Below are 14,898 nucleotides of genomic sequence, written 5' to 3' on the forward strand. Positions count from 1 at the left end.
CAAAGCGATCGGGTCTAGTACACCTTATGAAAATCAATGAGGTTGAATGTGAGGTCGCTTACCCAGAAATCGCCGTCCAAGTCGGCACCTTGCACGTATCGCTTGTCTCCCATGTCTAAAGTCACAATGTATTTGCCCGCGATGAGCCCCTCTACCATGTAAAAGCCATCACTCTCAATCTCGCTCGAATACTCGGTGCCTTTCTGGATATGTTTAAAGTGCAGATAAGCACTGTTTTCTAGGTCACCTTCTACCATGCCATCGACGCCAAATGACACCACCATTTCGATATGAGCATGAGTTAGTCCTACCTGTTTAGTATTTACAAATACGGGGTTTTGAATCGGCGTAAGGTTAAGGTCGAGTGCCCCTTCATCAATATAGATAGGCAGATTATCTCGAGCCGGAACACTTGAGAATTCAAATCGGCCTTTTGTATCACTGACCGCTCGTTGGTCCAAGATTTGTAGGCTTACGCCTTGTATGGGTTGTTTGTGGTGATCGTAGACAATGCCCGTCAGCTTAGAATGGTTGTATCGATTCCACTCAACAAACTCACCAATGCTTTCATCAAAGTAAGTCTTCGCGCCAAATTCGGTTGTCATCTCGACACCGTATCGGTCTTCAGTTCCTTCTAGCTTAAAGAGCAAATAAGGATTCACTCGAGCTTCCAAAGAAGCCGTAAACGAAATCTCCTGCTTTTGATAGCGAGCCGATACGTTGGTCGTGAGTTCTTGAAAAACCTCCAACGGATCTAACAGACACTCTTTACAGGCATTCCTTAGGGATAATTCTGTTCGTTCATGATGACCAGAGCCATCAACAGTTCCAGATATATTCCACGATGTATCCGAAAACCCGCTTTTGGCCAAGCCAATCGTATGTAGATAGTCATCTTGATGAGAAGCTTTGGTATATCGATAGTCGCCAGCGTATGAAACAAACAGATTACGAGCCACTTTCGAGTTAAGCTTAGGTTCAACGCTCAATTCGTCGTCATCATCTCTCACCGTCAAAAAGGCTGTTAGGTTTGCAAGCGACAAGTTATATTTGAACACATCGTATTCCATTGACTCTAAGTCCAATTCATCGGTTTTATTGAGCTCTATCGATGCCGACTGGTCACCGTTGATCAGGATATCAAACTCCATTGGAAAACGATTGAACTCTGGTAACCAACCGATATGACCAGCAAGCCAGTGCGCTGGTAAATATCGTCCTTGAAAGCCAATCAGGTCTTTGCCATGTTGCCTCATAAAGGCACTACCCACGGTGAAGTAATCGGCAAGTCCATATTCAAGTGAGACTGCACCCGCTCGGTCTGCACCTTCATTGCCCACCACTTGCACGCCCCACTCGTTGCGTGGCAGAAATGCATCTTCTAAACCAGCGACGGTGATCTCTTCTTCCTGCCAGACACCTTTCGATAAGTAATAGCGAAACTTGATGGTGTCACCGGGTGAGATGTTCTCTTCTTCAACAACAAAACGGCCAAATTCATCGGAGCGATACGTGGTTTGATAGATGCCATTCACCAACACATCAATACTAATATTAGGCTGGGTGGTACGTTCTAATTGCAGGTTACCAAACTCAGGTTGTCGCTTTCGATTAGTGTAATAAAGGCCGTCTTCCAATGTTTGATTGACGGTAAAAACGCTGCCATCCAATAACACATGACCTATTTCTAAAGAGCCTTCACCTTCATGAGCTTCTACCGCAATGTTGTAGTAAACGATGGGGTTATCTTCTCGTGAGTCTATAGACAAGCGAGATAAGGAATGTTCGGTGCTTAGGATAGTGTCGGAAATGGCGTAAACATCGCCGCCGGTTTCACTATCGTGATAAACAGAAGCCGCCACTCTTGTTGCCAAACCCACGGTCGCAAGTGGCTCTATAACTGGAGTATTACTGGCACGCTTCAATTCTTCGGCTTTCTTACGGGATTCATTTTTGATCTTAGAGATCACTGCTTCCAACTCGGTTAACGAACTGAATTCCGGGGAAACGGTTAGCCGATAGTCATCAATGTCCCATCGGATTTTGGCAGGGATACAGGCTTGTAAGCTGTACCAGTGGATGTAGGTTTCTGAGTCAATCACTTCAAATTTGATCGACTGGATATTGTTGTCATCGCGAAAACAAAGCGCTTGCTCAGAGTCAACAATATAAGGAGGTGACTCTCTGCCTACATCTTGTGGCAAGTAGATTTCGCAATAGCCGTTCTCATCGCACTGCCCATTCATCTCTAGCAGAGAAAACGCGGCATTTGATATCGAAATAAACGGCTCTTCGTAATCATCCATCATGACACGATAGAAACTATCACCGACTTGCCCTACTCGAACTTCGATATGAGCAGGATAAAGCTCAATCGCCTCACTTTCCCCTTCTGACTGCGAAAGAACGACAAATGGAAACAGTGAACAAAGCAAGGCAAATCGACAAGCCAAATGTTGAAACATGGATCTTGTCGTCACTCAGTTGAGCGCACAATCACTGGCAACACACAGTTCAAGCTACAGAACACATTCGTACAAAGGCTGGTCGTTCTGCACCAATGAAACTTTCGAGCCCTTTGGTAGCGGTTTGGTTAATTCTGCATTTCGAAGTAACACCACCTTTTCGCTGTGTTCGTCGACATTCAGTTTAGCGCTGAACTGGAAATTACCGTCATTCGTGATCTTGAGGTTCTGATCATCACATTGAAACTTCACATCTTGTACCTGCTCACCTTTTTGTACATAAACCGGGACATAACTGTTGATATGAAAGTTGAGTTGAAACGCAGAACCGTTGTTAGAACGAACCTTTCTGGATAAATCAGGCGGTGAGGCTTCAACAGCCTTCGCGATAGGCGAAAACCATAGGTAAGCTCGATATTCGCCATCTGGCATGTCGTCTGGCAATGCGTTCATGCGTAAGCGAACAGTGCGTCTTTGGTTGGGTTTCAATTCACGAATAATCGGCGGTGACACTTTAATCCAATCAGCGATATTTTCAGACTCAGCAATATTCGCGTCGGTACGAACTAACCCACTGGCCTTGACTGGTCGATAGATTGGTTTGATCTCCAATCGAATCGGTTCATCCGAATTGTTCTCCACCACGATTTTTTCCGTCACAGAGGTATCAGCATCTAAGACAAAACGAGTTGGAGCGATTAGGAGTTGAGCAGAGGCTTGTGCCGTGAAAAGTAAGCCGAGAACACATGAGATAAATAACTTCATTTATAATTAACCTCAAAAGGAATTGTACTGGTATAAACGCCAGCGGGATGATTAGCGCCGATTTTCACTTTGGCACCAATACACAATAATTTGCTTCTTCCATTCCCTTTGATTTTGGCTCTACCACGCTTTGATAAGCCACAACCAAAATAGAACTTTCTAATACGCAGGCGCTTGGATTTACGAGAATGGTTTAGGTATTGCTTAGAAGGGAGAGAAACCACTATTTTTTGACCCGGCTCACCTTCAACGTAAAAGCGCACCACATATACCTGACTATTGGCTGGGTTTGAATCCGCATTCTGACCCGATCCAGAGATATACATGCCTGGAAATTTCACTTCCATATTCTCAGGAATAATTTCCAGCGCATGAAAAGGGCTAGAATAAAAAATAAGACCGATATAAATCGCGTATTTGGATAGAACACTCATAGTAAAGACGGCTGCTTTGCAACAGCCGTAATATTATACTGATTTCATTTAATTATTGGTAAGTTACATCTACTGCAACGTTAGCAGTATATGTACCAGCAACTAATGTTGCACTTGAAGTACGTGCAGTGCCACCAATATTAAGATCCGCAGTACCACCCGTAAGGGTAATAGCATTATTAAAGTCAAATTCAGCTGCAATCGTATTTACACCATTCACCAAGTTAGTATCAGAAATACTGACTGTTACTGCATCACCAGACTCTCCAGAAAGAGTAAATGCCGCCGCCCCTGCATCGCCTTGAGCGATAACAACGTCTGTTGTGTTGTCTGAAGTGATGATACCGAAGTCAAGATCACTTGTTTTTGTCATTGTAATTGCTTGTTTTACTTCTAGTGTTGCATCAAAAGTGTCACTCACAGCGAAAACGTTCGCTGAAGAGATAGAAAGTGCAGAGACAGCAACAACCTTAAAAATTTTGTTCATTTCTTTAATCCTTTATATAAAATCGGCTTTATTATTAGGGTTACCTAATAGTTAATCAGAGTTAACAATTAAGTAACAGCAATCCTATTTAGAAAATATATACATTGACACTAATTTATAAAGAAATGAGGCGCAGTGAGAATAAGATCACGCAAATTGACACAAATAACACTAGCAAAAATAGTGGTATTTAGGTGTTTTTATTAATTATATATAAAACTGGTTTTACACTTAATCCCTTTAATTTTATACGTCATTACTTTTATAAAAAACGTTTTATTTAAAATGTCTGCACAATAAACAAAAGTAATAACCAAGCATTTTATTTAAATGAATCACTATATAGATCACCGTGTTGCAATATAGTCTCATAAATGAAACAAACCAGTATTAACATTGATCTGTAATAAAAATGAAATATTAAGTTTCTGTATTAGCCAGTTTAAACATAAGTTTTAAACAGTATTAAAAATGAGACACGTAGAACTATCCAACATGATTACCCCTACACTCATAAATACTCAATAAATCGTCAAAGCTAAGTGAATTATATTGCCGAAAGACAACTAAATTGGGGAGAGCATTAGGCATGAAGATGTAACGGTTTAAACGGTCGTCTGATAGCTTAAACATCTGTACCTTGATAGTGACCCTGACTCTCCACCACCGCCGCTCATCTAAACCGTAAACAGGCAGAACCGTTACGAAGAAATCGCCACAATTCGATTCAAAAGCTTCCCTGTTGACTCGATTGAATAGTAAAGCACCGTTTTCCGGCAATTTATTTGTGATCTGGGTTGCACGCGTACCGCATACTATCAGATACTGAACAAAACTAACCTTCAGCCACAGTAAACGTTCCGCGCTTGCTGTTCAGGAAATTCAATGAGTTCAGATAATCAGCCGACCTACTTCTTTTTCGATTACGAAACTTGGGGCGTGAGCCCAGCAAAAGACCGTCCGAGTCAGTTTGCAGGTGTTCGTACCGACCAAGATTTCAATGTTATTGGAGAGCCTCTGGTTATCTATTGCCAACCTCCTGCTGATTACCTCCCTGCGCCAGAAGCAGCATTGATCACCCGTATCACGCCTCAAAAAGCGGCTTCACAAGGTCTTCCTGAACCTGAGTTTATCGCTAAGATCCATGCTGAGTTAGCGAAACCAAACACTACAAGCCTTGGTTACAACAGTATTCGATTCGATGATGAAGTAACGCGTTACACCTGTTACCGAAACTTCATCGACCCATATGCGTGGAGCTGGCAGAACGGCAACTCACGTTGGGATTTATTAGATGTAATGCGCGCTGTTCACGCACTGCGCCCTGAAGGCATTGTTTGGCCAGAGAACGAAGAAGGTTATCCAAGTTTCAAACTGGAACACCTATCTGTGGCAAATGGCATTGAACACGAGAACGCGCACGATGCGATGGCCGATGTTATTGCGACTATCGAATTAGCGAAAAAGCTGAAAGCTGCACAACCTAAGATGTTTGATTACCTTTACAACATGCGTCATAAGCGTAAGCTAAATGACCTGGTTGATATCGTAAACATGACACCATTGATGCACGTTTCTGGCATGTTTGGCCGTGACTGCAACTACACCAGCTGGATTGTGCCTATGGCTTGGCACCCAACCAATCAAAATGCCGTTATCGTGGTTGATTTAGCCAAAGATCCAAGCCCACTGTTAGAACTGGACGCTGATGAACTCAGAGAAAGACTCTATACCAAACGCAGTGAACTGAATGAAGACGAGTTACCCGTACCCATCAAATTGGTTCAACTGAACAAGTGCCCTATTCTTGCTCCAGCCAAAACGCTGACGGCTGAAAATGCCGAAACCATCGGTATCGATCGCCAACAATGCTTGAAGAACTTGGCACTGCTGCGCGAACATCCAGAGATCCGCGAAAAACTGATCGGCCTGTACTCACAAGAGCGCGAGTACGAAAAGAGTGATGATGTTGACACACACCTTTACGACGGTTTCTTTTCACCTGCTGATAAAACAGCGATGAACATCATTCGTGAAACTGACCCGAACAACTTGGCAGCTTTGGATATCACCTTCAGTGACGAACGAATTAAACCGTTACTGTTCCGTTACCGTGCGCGTAACTTCCCATGGACGCTCGACGAAGCTGAGCAATTGAAATGGGCGAACCATTGTCGTGAGTTTTATGAGTGCCGTTTAGAAGAGTACATGCTCAACCTTGAAAACCTCGCGCACGAACATGAAAGTGACGAGAAGAAAATGGCTATCTTGAAGGCGGTTTATCAATACGTAGAAAAGTTAGCTAGCTAATTCCATTATCAAGAGACGTAACACTTTGAAAGAAAGATTGATCCAACTGGTTTACTGCTTAATCTCCTTCACCTTAATCATAGGTGCACTTACAGCAGGTAACGCGTTACAGCACTTTTTGGATACCTCAATCCCAGGCAGTATTTTTGGCATGTTGATTCTGTTTGCCGCCATGGTGATTGGTATTGTTCCTTCGCACTGGGTACAGCCCGGTGCAAGCTTGATTATCCGCCTAATGATCTTACTGTTTGTTCCGATCAGTGTTGGGTTGATGGATCACTTCGACATGCTCATCGCGAACGCATTGCCAATTATGGCGAGCGCCGTTGGTGGCACATTACTGGTGTTGGTGTCCTTATCATGGTTCTTAGACCGCTTGCTTTCGAGAGGTAACTGATCATGTGGATTCTACTCACCATCGTGGTATTCCTATTTGCTCGCTGGGTAAGTCAAAAAGTAAACTCGCCGCTGTGTAACCCCCTGCTTATCAGCATTGGTATCATCATTCCGATTCTCACGTTCTTTAGAGTACCGTTTGAGACTTACTATGCTGACAACACTTGGATTACCTACATGCTACAGCCTGCGGTTGTTGCACTTGCTTATCCGCTTTACGAACAGCTACCTCAAATCAGAGCAAACTGGCGCATCATCACCTTTGCTTGCACGCTAGGCAGTGTGATGTCGATGACAACGACAGCATTAATCGCAGTGGCTTTTAAAGCTGACTTAACTTTGATTGCGAGTTTATTAGGTAAGTCAGTCACCACACCAATTGCGATGGAAGTATCGAGCCATTTAGGTGGTGAAGCTGCGATTGCGGCAATACTGGTATTGATTGTTGGTCTGTTTGGGGCAATTTTTGCTTATCCAATCTACAATCTCATTGGTATTAAGAGCCCTATTGCACGAGGTTTAACCATGGGTACCGTGTCTCACGCTTTAGGCACCGCGACTTGTGCGGAAAAGAATCAGGAAGATGCAGCATTCAGTTCTTTGGCTCTTGTGCTCTGTGGCGTTATCACCTCAATCATCGCACCGAGTATATTTTCGCTCGTGGTTTGGTTCTATTCTTAACCTAAACGATCACTACGCGATTCAGCCCAACCAGAATGCTGTTTATTACAGTGTCTGTTTGGGCTTTTTATTCGCATTTATTTAGCACTAGCAGTCAAGTCACGGTCTTTTACGAGCACTAAGTGCGATATCAGCTGTATAAATGGCTCTTGCAATCGATTTCAAGTGTGACCTCACTCTAATTATGCAAACCAATGTAACAACAACAATGCAATAGTGATCTTTATCACAGAAAATTCCTGAGCAATGCATAAACTTAAAGCCTAAGGTCAATTAAGGATTCAACATGAACAGTCGTATTACCCTGGCGCTGGAAAGTGCTCCATCATCAATGAAAGCGCTTTTGAGTGACATCGTATTAGCAGACAACTTTGACGCGACATTGTCTCCAGAACAATTTGCTAGCCTACTGCAAGCAAGTGGTCTAGCGGATGACGAACTACGTATTGCGCTACTTCCTTTTGCCGCAGCGTATTCTTACGCTCCGTTATCTGACTTTTATGTTGGTGCAATCGTGCGTGGTTTGTCTGGTACTCTGTATTTTGGTGCAAACCTTGAAATCGCTGGTGCTCAACTTGGTCAAACCGTTCACGCTGAGCAATCTGCAATCAGCCACGCTTGGATGAAAGGCGAACTCGGTATCTCAGATATCACCATCAACTTCAGTCCTTGTGGTCACTGTCGTCAATTCATGAACGAACTGACAACAGCAAAAGAACTTAAAGTTCAGCTTCCACAACGTGATGAAATGTCTCTGCAAGAGTACCTACCAGACTCGTTCGGCCCTGCTGATTTAGGTGTGACAACTGGCCTAATGACAAAGCTTGATCATAAGTACACGACCGAAGAAACAACACCTATTGTTGTAGAGGCGCTAGCAGCACTAAACCGCAGCCATGCTCCTTACACCAAAAACCTAAGTGGTGTTTCATTACAACTGACGTCAGGTGAGATTTTCACGGGTGCTTACGCAGAAAATGCAGCGTTCAACCCGAGCCTACCTCCTCTGCAAGTCGCGTTAATTCAACTTAAACTGGCTGGCTTCGATTTCGAACAAATTGAAAGTGCTGCTTTGGTTGAAATCGCAGAAGGTAGCATCAGTCACCTAGCGGATACGCAATCTACACTAGAAGCGATTAATCCCGACATTCCAGTGACTTACTTAGCAATATAAGCACATCTGATTAACAAAAATTTAAATAAGCAGCCCTATTTAACAGGGTTGCTTTTTTTATGCCTGTAATTAACGCAACAACTTGCGCAAACGTTTGCTTTTGTCATTGAAATAAGTATGATCACCCCGTTTTCAATCAATCGTTCAAAAGATCGGAAGGAATTTCTATGTTTGGTACTGCTACTCGTGAAAATGCTACTCGTGTACTTCTATTAGGTTCAGGTGAACTCGGCAAAGAAGTTGCTATCGAGTGCCAACGTTTAGGTTTGGAAGTTATTGCTTGTGACCGTTATGCAGACGCACCAGCGATGCAAGTTGCGCATCGTAGCCATGTATTAGACATGTTAGACGGCGATGCACTTCAAGCGATCATTGAACGAGAAAAGCCAGATTATGTGGTTCCTGAAATTGAAGCTATTGCCACCAGCAAACTGGTAGAGCTAGAAGCACAAGGCTTAAATGTCGTTCCAACTGCGAATGCGACCAAGCTAACGATGAACCGCGAAGGTATCCGTCGTCTAGCCGCAGAAGAGCTAAAACTGAGCACTTCTCCTTACCGCTTTGCAGACACCTTTGAAGATTTCTCAGCCGCTGTTGAATTCGTGGGCATGCCTTGCGTTGTTAAGCCGGTAATGAGCTCTTCAGGTAAAGGTCAAAGCGTTATCAAAACAGAAGAAGACATTCAGAAGTCTTGGGACTACGCACAAGAAGGCGGTCGTACAGGCGCGGGTCGTGTAATCGTTGAAGGCTTCATCGACTTCGATTACGAAATTACGCTACTTACCGTTCGCGCAGTCGACGGTGTTCACTTCTGTGCGCCTATCGGTCACCGCCAAGAAGACGGTGATTACCGCGAATCATGGCAGCCACAAGTGATGTCAGACAATGCACTGAAAGCCGCGCAATACACAGCTGAACAAGTGGTTAACGCACTAGGTGGTCACGGTATCTTTGGTGTCGAGCTGTTTGTTAAAGGCGATCACGTTATCTTCAATGAAGTATCCCCTCGCCCACACGATACTGGCTTAGTAACATTGATGTCTCAAGACTCATCTGAATTCGCACTGCACGTACGCGCCTTTACCGGTATGCCGATCAAATCCATCACGCAATACGGCCCGTGTGCTTCAGCGGTTATCCTTGGCCAAGGCACTTCAACCAACATTCGTTTTGAAGGTCTTACAGAGGCGCTAGACGCACCACAAACACAAGTTCGCTTGTTTGGTAAGCCTGATATCGATGGTCGCCGTCGTCTAGGTGTGGCGCTTACTCGTCGCAACAGTACAGAGACAGCGATTGAAGATGCAATTGAGAGCGCGTCAAAAGTAAAAGTGATTTACTAACCAGCTATTCAATTCTGAACAATCACGAGTTCAAATCTGAACAATAAAAAAAGACGGGCTATCGAGCCCGTCTTTTTGTTGGTGTTATCTGTTGGCTTAACTAAGCAGACTGAACTTAAGCGTCTGACTCAATCAAATACACTTCTTCACTGAATCGAGACAAGCCCTTCTTAGCAATCTTCGGATGTTTATCGTCCGCAATATCTTGATTCAACAATGTGATTTTGTATCCCGCAAACAATTGATCAATCTCTAACTTAGGTACGCTAAACGGAGGCCCCGCCATCTCGCTTTGGTCATAATCTAGAGTCACCAGAAGGATCTTACCGCCCGGTTTCAACAGTTGTTTCAAACGCTCTACGTACTGCACTCGCATCTCTTCAGACAATGCGACTAAAGACGCGCGATCATAAATGGTGTCGACAGGCTGGATTGGCGCTGTGAAGTAATCGCCCGTGTAGATGTTCAGTTCATCGAATTGGTAGAGCTCGTGCTGACCGCTAATTTGAGTCACAGTCGGCGTATAAAGGTGCTCTGCAAAAAATGCGCGAACCGCAATCTGGCTTAACTCGACACCTTGAACATCTTCATGCTTTGAAGCTAGCCAAATCAGATCTTCACTTTTACCACAAAGTGGAACAAACACACTCTTCTCGTAGCTAGGCTCAGTCTTTTCCCAAAATTTAATCAGAAGTGGGTTTACATCTTTGAGGTGGAAACCAATTTGGTTGGCTGCCCATTTATTGTGCCAAAATTCAGGATTATTCATCTTTCGTTCATGTTAAACAGTCATAATGCAAGGGTACAGTATAGAGAGGTAAGAGCAACCTTAGCTTGGTTTAAAGTACCAAATTGGTTTCGATAAAACCAGAAACTGGCTAAGTTCAAAGTTCTGATAATTGCGGAACTAACGGTTGGATTATTTGTCTATATCTTCACATTTTAAAGCAATATTAAACGTTAGAGTTGGTTTCTGTCTTAGCTAGCCCCATTTAATATGTAGTGAGTTTAGTTAAGCTGTTTTTACTCTTGTGCGTTACTGGTTACCCCTTTTGACTACCCGTTTTTTGTAACCTTGTATTTTGGAGTTTGAATGAGTGTATTTCTCCGTACGACGGCCCTAATGCTTCTAGTATTGAGCCGAGCGCCTGCATTCGCAGCAGCACCTGTTTCAACAAGTTCAACTGATCAAACGCGCACTCCTGCGCAAAACCAAGTATCTTCAAACGTATTCCGTCATAGTTTGAGCGGCCTTTACGGCATCAAAGCCTTCGACTCACGCCCGACTCAGCCTTACACCGACTTCGATATTCTGTACAGCAAAGCGCATCAAGGCCAAGCTGAACTAGAAACTATCTGTAAAAGTACTGCTCTACTCACCAATTCTGAAGCACTATTTGCTGGCGTTAAATCTCAAGCTCGTGCAGAAGAAAAAATCGCCCTTGAGCTTGATGGTGATGTGACAAAAATTACCGACTTAGCCCGTGCAACTATCATCGCGAACGATGTCGAGAGCTTGGTTGAAGTTTACGAAGCGTTAAGCCGTGAAGCAGACGTTGTTAAGCTGAAAAACAAGTTTAAATCACCAGCTGACTCTGGCTACCGTGACCTTAACTTGTTGGTTCGTTTACCTAAAACCAACATCATTGCAGAGGTTCAACTCCACTTAAAAGCGATTGCTGATGTGAAAAGTGGCCCTGAGCACGAGCTGTACGAAATTATCCAAGGTATTGAGCGTCACGCAATTGCAGAACATCGCCCAATCAACGATATCGAAGCGGCACAAATTAATAGCCTAAGACGCCAATCTTTAGAGCTTTATCAACAAGCATGGCAACCATACATCACAACGCACATTAAAGCGGCTTAATCACTGACTAAGCAATTATCATAAACAAGAACGACAAAGGGCTGCATAATCGCAGCCCTTTCTTTTATCCATCGTTTTACTTATCGTTATCTACTGCTTTGCCCACCGAACCTCGTAGAGACCAACTTAGCCAGTACCCAGAGAAAGCGCACCTACTGGTGATAATACTCTTTAGTGCGATTGTATAAGTCCAATGGCTTCAACGTACCATAGAATGCGGCTACGTCTTGTAGGTCTTCATCTGAAAGGTGTTTGACCACCGACTGCATGTACAGATCTTGGCGTTCATCACTTTTAAAATCACGCAGCTGTTTAAGAATGAACCCAGCTTTCTGACCTTTGATATTCGGATAAGATTGTACGAAGGGAATAATTTTGTCGCCATGACACTGGCTACATAGATTTTGAACCAACTTCTCACCTGACACTAAGCTAGGTATGTAATCTTTGGTGATTACCTTGCTATCGACAAGCGTTTCAACCTCAGATTTAGCTTCCACTTCAAGCTTCGGCGCTGGTTTCGATTCTATTCCTAATGATTCGACTCGCGAGGCAACTTTATCTTCAGTGCTCGGCTGTTCATCAGTACACGCCGACAGCGACAAAACTATTGCTGCAGCGGCTATCGCAATAGCTCTATTTGCAACAGCTCTATTAAAAACAATTCCATTCACAAGAGCGGTCCGTTTTAATCGATTGATGATCATTGGCTCTCTCCCGGTATAGGTGGCATCAAAGCGCTATCAATAGGCTTACGACGATACTTGTTCATATCGATACCTTTGTCTTGATAGTAGGTACTGAGGTAATCCAATACCGGGTCCCAAGTATCAGACAGATCCCACAGCCCTTGAGTGTCGACCATCCACTGAATGGTTTCACGCCATTGCTCTCGATTACCGCTATTCTGAGCAACGATTAAGCTGGTATGGCAGGCGTTACATTGCCCTTTCACGGTCTCCCAACCGGGTGCCATGATCAGCCCCGACGCTTTATCTACGCCATAGTACTCTTTTGGGTTCTCTGGAATGTCTTCAGCATGAACAAGCATCGACGTTAATAAGCTGCACACCAATGCCGCTCTCATTATGCCTTTACGGTAACTGCGCTTGCTGACAGGAGTTGAGTCTGCATGAAATGACTGGCCATTAACCAAATTAGTAAGCTTAGAACGGCCATCAATAGGCTTATTGGAAATAGACAGCATCACGACACTCTTACTGCGATACGGTGGCAACCATTAAACAGATAACCTTTAGGATTCCATTGCGGTTGCACGACTGGCTGGCTATCACCTTCGCTATCGGTCGCCTTCGCCCAGATCTCATAATAACCTGTCATAGGAAGGTCTAGATCGGCTTCCCATTGTTGCCACGCGCCCTTGTTTAGCGGCTTATTCAGCTTTGCATCATGCCAAGTGGTGCCGTAGTCATAACTCACTTGCAGCTTCTCAACGGTTCTTAACCCAGCCCAAGCATGACCACTGACTTTAACCTTCTTACCGAGGGCAAACTCTGTCCCACTTTTTGGAGAAGTAATCAGCGACTTCACAATCATTTCTTCAATGATTCGGAAATCTTTGTTATCCACCTTCTCACCCGGAGCGATTGGGTTCTTAGGCACTTGATAAGCAGGAGCCGCCATCTTGTGTCCATCATGAATCTTGTTTCGAATACTGATGCCTGTTGCGCATTTCTGAGAAACAGAAGCCGGTCGACCGCCAAATACCGTTCGTAGCGGATAACCATGGAGATAAGGAATTGGCTCGCCATTCATTTCCCATGCAATCAAGGCGTTATCGTTCATCGCCGCTGCAATAGGAACGCCACGTGAAATTGCCTCACCTTTACCACTCAAGTGCTTATCAAAGCCATGGTTACCGACGTAAACCGCATCATCTTTAATGCCACAGTCTTTAAGCACATCACTCAACAAGACACCTGTCCACTGTGAACAATAGACACCAGCATTGTTCCATTGGTTGCCTTTAGTGCTCGGATAAAAATTGTTTCGGCTGTTACCGCCACACTCCAATACTAGGCTTTGCGTGTGATGTTTAAACTTAGATTTGAGCTCAGCTATCGTGTAGGTTTTACTCTGTTTTACCGATTCACCTTTCACTTCAAAGGTCCAAGTATCTGGGTCCATCTCCGTAAAATCTGGCATCAAACCATTCCAACGAACAAAGGGAACATCTGCAGGAGTCACAGCAGGTGCAAGCATACTTTCTGGCGGATACGCATTTAAAGGGTTGGTATTTAAAACGGTGTAGTAATCCGGTAGATCTTCTGCTTTTGCCCACGTTAATGCATTGATGTCCAGTGCTGCTAAGCCTTCAGGGCGATTCGCGGCAAATACCCACGACACCGGCAATGCAGATACTGCGGTTGCTGAAAGCGCGGCTTTAAGGAACTGTCTTCTATCTAAACTCATTGTGGTGACCCTGTGTTGTTCAGTTGGTAAAAGTAATTAGCTAACTTCTTGATGTCTTCTTCTGACAATAGTTGCGCGACTTTGGACATCGTTTTGTCCTCACGCTTACCACTTTTAAAGTCAGTCAGTTGCTCAGTAAGGTAGACTTGGTTTTGCCACTTAAGGTTGGGGATAGAGGGAAACGAGGTGTCGTTGTTACTGCCATGACAAGCAATGCACATATTGGCGAGTTGCTGGTACTCAGCTGCCGAAGCGACAGTTGATAAAAAGAGTAACATCAAAGCTAAAGCGGACTTACGCAAAGCTTCTCCTTAGATTTAGATCAACAAAATAGATTAACTGGCTGTTTATTGAGCATATTACAGCAAATCACTCGGTCTATTTAAATTCAATTAGATTTAACCTCTGTTCAATTTCACTGAACAGATTTAAAAAACCAATAAGATACACTTAATCCATACTCTCTAGCTGTCCATTTTAAATGTGTGGTTTATCTTTTATTCCAACTCCTCTCATCTAACCCAGAAACAGACCGATCGT

The 14,898-nt window shown here is 43.9% G+C and carries 15 protein-coding genes; 6 read left to right on the forward strand and 9 right to left on the reverse strand.

The features are described from left to right. Window positions 1–14 precede the first annotated feature (14 nt). The 4 genes from AB6E85_RS10755 to AB6E85_RS10770 are packed head-to-tail and all read right to left on the reverse strand — an operon-like array spanning window position 15 to window position 4,151. Complete coding sequence (locus AB6E85_RS10755; protein WP_372142612.1) at window positions 15–2,465, reverse strand: carboxypeptidase-like regulatory domain-containing protein; 2,451 nt, start codon at window positions 2,463–2,465, stop codon at window positions 15–17. A gap of 54 nt (window positions 2,466–2,519) precedes the next feature. Next, window positions 2,520–3,230 (reverse strand): molecular chaperone, encoded by a 711-nt coding sequence (locus AB6E85_RS10760; RefSeq protein ID WP_102479078.1) that lies wholly within the window; start codon window positions 3,228–3,230, stop codon window positions 2,520–2,522. Continuing rightward, the gene (locus tag AB6E85_RS10765) at window positions 3,227–3,664 is read right to left on the reverse strand and encodes a DUF4402 domain-containing protein (protein ID WP_372142613.1); all 438 of its coding nucleotides are present in this window, start codon (window positions 3,662–3,664) and stop codon (window positions 3,227–3,229) included. The genes AB6E85_RS10760 and AB6E85_RS10765 overlap by 4 nt, the downstream gene beginning before the upstream one ends. Before the next feature lie 52 nt (window positions 3,665–3,716). After that, window positions 3,717–4,151, reverse strand: a complete 435-nt coding sequence (locus AB6E85_RS10770; protein WP_372142614.1) for a DUF4402 domain-containing protein — start codon at window positions 4,149–4,151, stop codon at window positions 3,717–3,719. A gap of 885 nt (window positions 4,152–5,036) precedes the next feature. On the opposite strand from AB6E85_RS10770, the gene sbcB reads away from it, so the two are divergent. The 5 genes from sbcB (at window position 5,037) to purT (ending at window position 10,055) form a co-directional block, all read left to right on the forward strand. After that, window positions 5,037–6,461 carry an exodeoxyribonuclease I gene (sbcB, locus tag AB6E85_RS10775; protein WP_248368049.1) on the forward strand — a complete coding sequence of 475 codons (1,425 nt, stop codon included), beginning with the start codon at window positions 5,037–5,039 and terminating at the stop codon, window positions 6,459–6,461. 25 nt (window positions 6,462–6,486) lie between these two features. Further along, window positions 6,487–6,858 carry a CidA/LrgA family protein gene (locus tag AB6E85_RS10780; RefSeq protein ID WP_004734867.1) on the forward strand — a complete coding sequence of 124 codons (372 nt, stop codon included), beginning with the start codon at window positions 6,487–6,489 and terminating at the stop codon, window positions 6,856–6,858. A gap of 2 nt (window positions 6,859–6,860) precedes the next feature. Then, window positions 6,861–7,538: an LrgB family protein gene (locus AB6E85_RS10785; RefSeq protein ID WP_017090893.1), complete on the forward strand. Its 678-nt coding sequence runs from the start codon at window positions 6,861–6,863 to the stop codon at window positions 7,536–7,538. A 286-nt stretch (window positions 7,539–7,824) separates the two neighbouring features. Then, window positions 7,825–8,712, forward strand: a complete 888-nt coding sequence (gene cdd / locus AB6E85_RS10790) for a cytidine deaminase (RefSeq protein ID WP_017059133.1) — start codon at window positions 7,825–7,827, stop codon at window positions 8,710–8,712. A gap of 167 nt (window positions 8,713–8,879) precedes the next feature. Further along, a complete protein-coding gene (purT, locus tag AB6E85_RS10795) occupies window positions 8,880–10,055 on the forward strand; it encodes a formate-dependent phosphoribosylglycinamide formyltransferase (protein WP_372142615.1) in 1,176 nt (391 codons plus the stop codon). A 115-nt stretch (window positions 10,056–10,170) separates the two neighbouring features. Here the strand turns inward: purT and AB6E85_RS10800 are convergent, their stop codons facing one another. After that, entirely contained in the window at window positions 10,171–10,824 is a 654-nt protein-coding gene (locus AB6E85_RS10800; RefSeq protein ID WP_372142616.1) for a thiopurine S-methyltransferase, read from the reverse strand. A 324-nt stretch (window positions 10,825–11,148) separates the two neighbouring features. Between AB6E85_RS10800 and AB6E85_RS10805 the strand changes: the two genes are divergently transcribed. After that, window positions 11,149–11,925 (forward strand): RelA/SpoT domain-containing protein, encoded by a 777-nt coding sequence (locus AB6E85_RS10805; RefSeq protein WP_017059130.1) that lies wholly within the window; start codon window positions 11,149–11,151, stop codon window positions 11,923–11,925. Between the two features lie 152 nt (window positions 11,926–12,077). Here the strand turns inward: AB6E85_RS10805 and AB6E85_RS10810 are convergent, their stop codons facing one another. Genes AB6E85_RS10810 through AB6E85_RS10825 form a run of 4 tightly spaced genes read right to left on the reverse strand, consistent with a single transcriptional unit; the run spans window position 12,078 to window position 14,660 of the window. Continuing rightward, complete coding sequence (locus tag AB6E85_RS10810) at window positions 12,078–12,632, reverse strand: cytochrome c (protein ID WP_372142618.1); 555 nt, start codon at window positions 12,630–12,632, stop codon at window positions 12,078–12,080. Then, window positions 12,629–13,132, reverse strand: coding sequence for a cytochrome C (locus AB6E85_RS10815; protein ID WP_372142619.1), 504 nt, complete (start codon window positions 13,130–13,132; stop codon window positions 12,629–12,631). The genes AB6E85_RS10810 and AB6E85_RS10815 overlap by 4 nt, the downstream gene beginning before the upstream one ends. Next, on the reverse strand, window positions 13,132–14,358 hold the full coding sequence (locus tag AB6E85_RS10820; protein WP_372142620.1) for a molybdopterin-dependent oxidoreductase: 1,227 nt from the start codon (window positions 14,356–14,358) through the stop codon (window positions 13,132–13,134). The genes AB6E85_RS10815 and AB6E85_RS10820 overlap by 1 nt, the downstream gene beginning before the upstream one ends. Next, entirely contained in the window at window positions 14,355–14,660 is a 306-nt protein-coding gene (locus AB6E85_RS10825) for a c-type cytochrome (RefSeq protein WP_004734857.1), read from the reverse strand. Before AB6E85_RS10825 ends, AB6E85_RS10820 begins: the two co-directional genes overlap by 4 nt. Window positions 14,661–14,898 lie beyond the last annotated feature (238 nt).

Origin of the sequence: Vibrio sp. 10N.247.311.51 (assembly GCF_041467855.1) — a bacterium.
In the GTDB taxonomy this organism is placed as follows: domain Bacteria; phylum Pseudomonadota; class Gammaproteobacteria; order Enterobacterales; family Vibrionaceae; genus Vibrio; species Vibrio coralliirubri.

Excerpts from the sequence above, each read along its gene's own strand:
- AB6E85_RS10755 (WP_372142612.1), bottom strand. The coding sequence starts at position 2,465 with ATGTTTCAACATTTGGCTTGTCGATTTGCCTTGCTTTGTTCACTGTTT.
- AB6E85_RS10760 (WP_102479078.1), bottom strand. The coding sequence starts at position 3,230 with ATGAAGTTATTTATCTCATGTGTTCTCGGCTTACTTTTCACGGCACAA.
- AB6E85_RS10765 (WP_372142613.1), bottom strand. The coding sequence starts at position 3,664 with ATGAGTGTTCTATCCAAATACGCGATTTATATCGGTCTTATTTTTTAT.
- AB6E85_RS10770 (WP_372142614.1), bottom strand. The coding sequence starts at position 4,151 with ATGAACAAAATTTTTAAGGTTGTTGCTGTCTCTGCACTTTCTATCTCT.
- sbcB (WP_248368049.1), top strand. The coding sequence starts at position 5,037 with ATGAGTTCAGATAATCAGCCGACCTACTTCTTTTTCGATTACGAAACT.
- AB6E85_RS10785 (WP_017090893.1), top strand. The coding sequence starts at position 6,861 with ATGTGGATTCTACTCACCATCGTGGTATTCCTATTTGCTCGCTGGGTA.
- cdd (WP_017059133.1), top strand. The coding sequence starts at position 7,825 with ATGAACAGTCGTATTACCCTGGCGCTGGAAAGTGCTCCATCATCAATG.
- purT (WP_372142615.1), top strand. The coding sequence starts at position 8,880 with ATGTTTGGTACTGCTACTCGTGAAAATGCTACTCGTGTACTTCTATTA.
- AB6E85_RS10800 (WP_372142616.1), bottom strand. The coding sequence starts at position 10,824 with ATGAATAATCCTGAATTTTGGCACAATAAATGGGCAGCCAACCAAATT.
- AB6E85_RS10805 (WP_017059130.1), top strand. The coding sequence starts at position 11,149 with ATGAGTGTATTTCTCCGTACGACGGCCCTAATGCTTCTAGTATTGAGC.
- AB6E85_RS10810 (WP_372142618.1), bottom strand. The coding sequence starts at position 12,632 with ATGATCATCAATCGATTAAAACGGACCGCTCTTGTGAATGGAATTGTT.
- AB6E85_RS10815 (WP_372142619.1), bottom strand. The coding sequence starts at position 13,132 with ATGCTGTCTATTTCCAATAAGCCTATTGATGGCCGTTCTAAGCTTACT.
- AB6E85_RS10820 (WP_372142620.1), bottom strand. The coding sequence starts at position 14,358 with ATGAGTTTAGATAGAAGACAGTTCCTTAAAGCCGCGCTTTCAGCAACC.